This is a genomic window from Halovivax sp. (genome assembly GCA_007119345.1).
Taxonomy (GTDB): domain Archaea; phylum Halobacteriota; class Halobacteria; order Halobacteriales; family Natrialbaceae; genus Halovivax.
The window spans coordinates 1-6,236 of the sequence record SKPV01000008.1; the positions used below are offsets into that span (position 1 = coordinate 1).

At 70.9% G+C, this 6,236-nt stretch carries 5 protein-coding genes; 2 read left to right on the plus strand and 3 right to left on the minus strand.

The annotated features are described in order from the left end of the window. From QZT59_RS00545 to QZT59_RS00555, 3 genes are all read right to left on the minus strand, one after another. Nucleotides 1-602 (minus strand): EamA family transporter (locus tag QZT59_RS00545; RefSeq protein ID WP_290809982.1); only part of this gene is annotated, 602 nt, incomplete at its 3' end. Nucleotides 603-875: 273 nt separating this feature from the next. Further along, nucleotides 876-1,352, minus strand: coding sequence for a twin-arginine translocation signal domain-containing protein (locus QZT59_RS00550; protein ID WP_290809984.1), 477 nt, complete (start codon nucleotides 1,350-1,352; stop codon nucleotides 876-878). Nucleotides 1,353-1,772: 420 nt separating this feature from the next. After that, nucleotides 1,773-3,023: an MFS transporter gene (locus QZT59_RS00555; protein WP_290809986.1), complete on the minus strand. Its 1,251-nt coding sequence runs from the start codon at nucleotides 3,021-3,023 to the stop codon at nucleotides 1,773-1,775. 404 nt (nucleotides 3,024-3,427) lie between these two features. Between QZT59_RS00555 and QZT59_RS00560 the strand changes: the two genes are divergently transcribed. Both QZT59_RS00560 and metX read left to right on the plus strand, forming a co-directional pair. Further along, the gene (locus tag QZT59_RS00560) at nucleotides 3,428-4,744 is read left to right on the plus strand and encodes an aminotransferase class I/II-fold pyridoxal phosphate-dependent enzyme (protein ID WP_290809988.1); all 1,317 of its coding nucleotides are present in this window, start codon (nucleotides 3,428-3,430) and stop codon (nucleotides 4,742-4,744) included. 31 nt (nucleotides 4,745-4,775) lie between these two features. Then, entirely contained in the window at nucleotides 4,776-6,011 is a 1,236-nt protein-coding gene (metX, locus tag QZT59_RS00565; RefSeq protein WP_394348627.1) for a homoserine O-acetyltransferase, read from the plus strand. Nucleotides 6,012-6,236 lie beyond the last annotated feature (225 nt).

Below are 6,236 nucleotides of genomic sequence, written 5' to 3' on the forward strand. Positions count from 1 at the left end.
GCGCTGATCGCGTGGAGGACGAGCGCGCCGCCGGCCATCGACCACGCCTGCAGCGAGACGAGCGACAGCGTCCCCCGGGGGGCCAGGCGCTCGGTCAGCACGGAGCCGAGCGCGAACGCGACGGCCGAGCCGAACAGCAGACCGACCCCGAGGGCCCGGCCCCCGACCGCCCCACCCGAGAGCGCGATCACGACGACGCCCGCGAGCCCGAGGCCGAGCCCGACGACCGACGGCGCGCGCAGCCGCTGGCCGCCCAACAGCACGATCGCCAGCGGCGGCGTGACGATCGGCGTGAGACTCAACACGATCGCGGCCACGCCGCTCGAGACGTACGACTGGCCGAGAAACAGCAGTCCGAAGTGCGCGCCGACGACGAGTCCGGCGCCGACGCCGATCAGTGTCCAGTCGACGGTCGTCCGCGGTCGCCACTCGAGGCCGAGGGCGAGCACGCCGCCCGCGAACAGCGCCGCCGCGACGTCGAATCGCAGCGCCGCGAAGAGGATCGGCGGCAGCGACGCCAGGCCGACCTCGATCGCCGCGAACGACGTCCCCCAGACCAGCGCCAACGCGCCGAAGAGCAGGACGTCCTTACGTACAGTCATTTTCACTTCCGATGGGTCGGAGGGGTTTCTATGTTTCCATTTTCGCGCCTCGAGCCCCGAAACGGCCATATTCGGGGTCAAGTGTTACCATTTAACACTTCACGAACGACGCGTGGTAGTCAGTATCTCGACAACACTCGCATCCGCGGAACTTCCCCCGGGACGAGCGTCGGACGTATCCGTACGAGAGGAATCGAACGTCGGGAAAGCGGTGTCCGCACCGCGTTCAGAGATCGCGATCCGAGGACGACGAACGCCTCGATCGGTTCGACGTCACTCGACGCGGATTTCGCCCTGCATGTCCGGGTGCGGGTTGCACCGGTAGTAGGCGATCTCGTCGGTCGCGGTGAACTCGAGGAAGTCGCCGTCGTCGCCGGGATCGTCCGTCAGGTCCGTCCCGTAGCCGTCGACCATCTCCTCGTTCTCGTCCCAGAGCTCGACGTTGTGCGAGCCGCCGTCGCCCTGGACCCAGCCGATCTCGTAGTCCTCGCCGTCCTCGAGGACGAACGTCGGATTCTGCACGCCCTCGTAGTCGCCGTCGGCGCCCTCCCAGCCGCCGGTGATCCCCTCCAGGAGGATCGACTCGCCGGCGGCGATTTCGAACTCGTCGCCGCCGCCGTTTCCGCCGTCGCCGTTGGTGTCGTCGGCATCTGCACCGTTGCCGGAACAGCCGGCGAGCACCGCGACCGAAGCGGCGGCACCGGTGAGCTTGAGCGCCGTACGCCGCGAAACGGGGTTGTTGCGTGTCATCGGGCCGAAATTGGTACCGCGCGGGTAAAAGGTAACCGTTCGCTGACTGAATTGGCAGTCGATAACACGGGACAGAGGTCCCGCCGCGAGTAACGCGAGCCGAGCGTTCCCAGCGATCCGTCCGACGCGCCGTCCGTCGATTCCGCCCCAGTACGTTCCCGTTCGAAGAGGTGATCGGGGCCACCGAAGCGCCCGCCATTTCCGGGGTCCGGTATTCGGCGAGCCTTCGGCCGATCTCCTCGTTGGCAATCCCCGGCTCTCCTTTCGGTGTACGGGGAGACTCGCCACATCGAAGAGCTCGCTTGGCTCGCGGCTCGCGGCTCGCTACGTTCGCCGCTCGCTACTCCGAGGCGCTCGTTTCGCCCGCGCCTCGCGGCTCGCGGTTCCCGTCCATCACCGCTCGCCTCTTCGAGGACCTCGCTACGCTCGGTCCTCGTGACCCCCAAACCGACGCGATCGCTCCACCGACATCCGCAAGAACACCGGTACGGCCACCAGCGCGATGAGCACCTCGAGGCCGCCGACGACGAGGAAGGCGGCGTCGTATCCCCAGGTCCCGGTGACCGTCCCGCCGATCAGGAAGCCGCCGAGAAACCCGAGGCTGCCGGCCAGGTTGAACCCGCCCATGGCGACCCCGCGCTCGCTCTCGGCCGCGAGGTCGGTGACGAGCGCCATCGTGGCGGGGGCGACGAGCGCGCCGAGGACGCCGACGGCGACCATGGCCGTCGCGGCGAGCGGGACCGACGGGGCGGCGCCGACGGCCAGAATGCCGGCCCCGTAGCAGATCGAGCCCGCGACGATGGGGACCCGCCGTCCGATCCGGTCCGAGAGGACGCCCATCGGGTACTGGAGGAGGGCGAAGGGCGCGAAGAAACACGCCAGCATGAGTCCCGTCGCCGCGGCGTCGAGTCCGAAGACGTCCTGGAAGTAGAGCGTCCCCACCAGCGCGAAGAAGCCGGCGGTCAGCCGGTCGACGAAGCCGAACGCGTACGGGACGGTCAGCGCCGGGCGCTCGCGAACGCCGTCGAGTACCGCCCGCCAGGTCCGGCGCTCGCCCGGCGCCCGGTCGGGAACTGTCGCGACGAGGCCGCCGACGACGACCAGCAGGCCCGCCGCGGCGAGCAACGGCGCGACGGGATTGACCGCCGTGAGCTGGCCGCCGACGGGCGCGCCCAGCGCCGCTCCGAGACCGATGGCGATCCCCGCCGCCCCCATGTTCTTCCCGTGGCCGCCCCGGAGGTCCATGAGCATCGTCATCGTCAGCGAAAAGGCCCCGATCGTCATCGCGCCCTGGAACGCCCGGAGCGCGAGGACGCCTTCGAATGGTACGGTCCCGAGCGCCGGGACCGCGGCGAGCGCCGCGTAGCCGACCGCGCCGGCGAGCGCGCCGGCGACGACGAACGGCGTCCGACGGCCGACGACGTCGCTCGCGACGCCCCAGACGCCGACGAAGGCGACGTAGCCGGCGAACTCGGCGACGAGGAACCACATGCTGGCGTCGAGGGAGGGCGACACCTCGCCGTCGCCGCCCGGCCCGCCGGCGTCCGGCGAGACGTCCGCCCCCAGCGTCTCCACGAGGGCGGGGATCCCGGGGTAGAGCAGCACCTGCGAGAAGAGGACGGCGAAGACGACGGCCGCGAGCACGATCCGAGCGCGGCGGGCGGAAGTCACTGTCCGGCGCTTGGCGCCACTCGCCTATCAAATCGTCCATCCGCCCGGATCGATCGGGGCCGGCCCCGCAATCCGCCTCGCAGCGGCTGCCGAACGGGTTCCCGGCCGCTCCCGGAGGCGTAGAAGACCTTCATCCGAAAGTGGCCGAGCCGTCGTCTCGGAGGCGAGGACGGTGTTCGGCAGATAGTGGCCGAGCCGTCGTCCCGGAGGCGTGCAAGACGTTCGCCGGAGAGTGGCCGGGCCGTCGTCCCGGAGGCGTGCAAGACGTTCGCCGGAGAGTGGCCGAGCCGTCGTCCCGGAGGCGTGGGCGGCGCCGCCCGGTAGCGTGGGAAGGCGTCGCTCGCGAACGCGGGTTTTGCCGTTACTGTCAATCATAAACGTACTCGGGAGTATGCGTAGTAAACATGAGCGACGATCCACGCGATCCCGGCCGCGACCGCGGGTTCGCGACGCGGGGCCTCCACGAGGGCTACGCACCCGCAGCCGGGTCCGGCGCGGCCGCGCCGCCGATCTATCAGACGACGTCCTACGCCTTCGCGGACGCCGCGGAGGCGGCGGCCCGGTACGCGCTCGAACGCGACGAGCACATCTACTCGCGGATCAGCAACCCGACCGTCGCGGTCCTCGAGGAGCGACTCGCCTCGCTCGAGGGGGGCGCCGGCGCGGTCGCGACGGCGAGCGGCATGGCCGCGCTCGATTCGATCGTCACGCCGCTGGCGTCGGCGGGCGACAACGTCGTCTGCTCGACGGACACCTACGGCGGGACCACGGCCTACCTGGGGAAGACGGCGCCCCGTCGCGGGATCGAACCCCGGTTCGTCCCGACCCTCGAGTACGATCGGTACGAGGACGCGATCGACGAGGACACCGCCCTCGTCCACGTCGAGACGATCGGCAACCCGTCGCTGGTGACGCCCGACTTCGAGCGACTCGCCGAACTCGCCGGCGAGAGCGGCGTTCCGCTCGTGGTGGACAACACGTTCGCGACGCCGGCCCTCTGCAATCCGCTCGAACTCGGGGCCGACGTCGTCTGGGAGTCGACGACCAAGTGGATCCACGGCTCCGGGACGACCGTCGGCGGGATCGTCGTCGACGGCGGGACCTTCCCCTGGAGCGAGCACGCCGAGGACTACCCGGAGCTCGCCGGCGAGAACCCCGCCTACCACGGCGTGGACTTCGCGCGGGACTTCGCCGACGCGCCGTTCGCCGCGGCCGCCCGCTTTCGCTCGGTCCGCAGCCTCGGCAACCAGCAGTCGCCGTTCGACGCCTGGCAGACCCTTCAGGGACTGGAGACGCTCCCGTTCCGGATGGAGCGCCACTGCGAGAACGCGGCCGTCGTCGCCGACTTCCTCGCCGACCGCGACGACGTCGCCTGGGTCGGCTACCCCGGCCGAGATTCCCACCCGACCCACGAGAACGCCGCGAGATACCTCGCGGACTTCGGAGGGATGATCGCGTTCGGCCTGGCGGGCGGATTCGAGGCGGGCCGCCGGCTCTGCGAGGAAGTCGAGGTTGCGCAGTTCCTGGCGAACGTCGGCGATGCCCGGACGCTAATCATCCACCCCGCCAGCACCACCCACGGCCAGCTCACGCCCGAAGAGCGCGCCGACGCGGGCGTGACGGAGGACCTGATCCGGCTCTCTGTCGGGCTGGAAGCGCCCGCCGACCTCCTGGCGGATCTCGATCGAGCGATCGACGGGGCGACGGAGGGATCGGCGTGACCCGAATCGACGGGGCGACGGAGGGATCGGCGTGACGCGGGAGCCGGGCGGCCACACCGCGAGCGCGGGGACGATCGACCTCGACGCGTTCACCTTCGAGTGCGGCGAGTCGATCCCCTCTCTGGAGGTCGCCTACGAGACCTACGGCGAGTTCACCGGCGAGAACGCGGTTCTGGTCTGTCACGCCTTGACCGGGAGCGCTCACGTCGCTCGTCGACCCGCCCAGGACGACGAGACGGCCGGCCAAGCGCGCGCGTGGTGGGCGGACACCGTCGGCCCGGGGAAGGCGATCGACACGACCGAGTACTACGTCGTTTGCGCGAACGTCCCCGGCTCCTGTTACGGGACGACGGGACCCGCCAGCACGAATCCGGCGACCGGCGAGCCGTACGGCACGGACTTCCCGCCCGTGACGGTCGGCGACTGGACGCGGGCGCAGCGCCGGCTGCTCGACGAACTCGGGATCGGCCGGCTGCACGCCGTCGTCGGCGGCTCCGTCGGCGGGATGAACGCCCTCGACTGGGCGAAGCGCTACCCCGACGACGTCGACCGCGTCGTCCCGGTCGCCGCGGCCGCCCGCCTCGATCCCCAGTGCCTGGCGCTCGACGCCGTCGCGCGCCGGGCGATCACCACGGATCCGGACTGGGCGGGCGGGGACTACTACGGCGAGGACCGCCCCGACCCCGACGACGGCCTCGCGCTGGCCCGCCAGCTCGGCCACGTGATGTACCTCTCGAAGGAATCGATGGACGGCAAGTTCGGCCGCCGCTCGGCCGGCCGGGAGGCCACCCGCGAGGCGTTCCCCGCCGACCCGGCGGCCGACTTCTTTCCGTACCGCGACGTCGAGTCCTACCTCGACTACAACGCTCGACGATTCGTCGAGCGCTTCGACGCCAACAGCTACCTCTACCTGACGCGGGCGATGGACGACTACGACCTCTCGGCGGGCTACGACTCCGACGCCGACGCCCTCGCCGCCTTCGGTGGCGAGGCGCTCGTGATGAGCTTCACCGCCGACTGGCACTTCACCGTCGAACAGGCGGCGACCGTCGCGAACGCGTTCCGCGAGGCTGGCGCGCCGGTCGCTCACCACGTCGTCGACTCCGACCACGGTCACGACGCCTTCCTCGTGGAGCCGGAGACGGTCAACCCGCCGCTCGCGGACTTCCTCGTCGACGGCGTGGAGGGGCGCGCCGTGACCGACGCCGGCGGGGACGCCGGCGGCCGGGAGCTCGCGCCGGTTCACAGCAGCCTGTTCGGCGATTGAGCGCAACGACGACGTCGACGTACGTTCGGCGCTCGTTCGACCCGGTTCGATTACGCGGTCGGTCCGCGACGCCGGTCGGCGGTTCGCGATGTCGGTCGGTCCGCGACGCCGGTCGGTCGGTTCGCGATGTCGGTCGGTCCGCGACGCCGGTCGGTCGGTTCGCGATGCCGATCATTCCGACGTCGCCGGTCGGTCCGCGACGCCGGTCGATCGGTCCGCGATGCC